Origin of the sequence: Olleya sp. 1-3 (assembly GCF_002836085.1) — a bacterium.
Lineage (GTDB): Bacteria > Bacteroidota > Bacteroidia > Flavobacteriales > Flavobacteriaceae > Olleya > Olleya namhaensis.
This window is the reverse complement of the sequence record NZ_PJBW01000043.1, coordinates 1-334: the sequence shown is the minus strand read 5'-3', so window position 1 is coordinate 334 and position 334 is coordinate 1. Positions and strand designations below refer to the sequence as shown.

At 41.9% G+C, this 334-nt stretch carries 1 pseudogene; it reads left to right on the top strand.

The features are described 5' to 3' along the window. Positions 1-334: pseudogene (locus CXF54_RS12980) on the top strand (hypothetical protein); the annotation flags it as partial.

Genomic DNA, 334 nt, shown 5'->3' with positions numbered 1-334 from the left:
CCCAGCAGTAGCAACAGTAGATTCAGCATCAGGAGTAGTAACAGGAGTTTCAGTTGGAACAACTACTATTACATATACAATAACAGGAACGGGAGGTTGCGCAGATGACACAGCAACAACAGATGTTACTGTAACCACAGCAGCAGATGCAGGAACGCTATCAGGTGTTCAAGCAATTTGTTCAACAGGAACAACAACAATAAGTAGTGATGGAGATGCCGGAGGAATTTATACAAGTTCTAATACAGCAGCTGCAATAGTAGATTCAGCATCAGGATTAGTAACAGGAGTTTCCGCAGGAACAACGACTATTACGTATACAATAACAGGAACT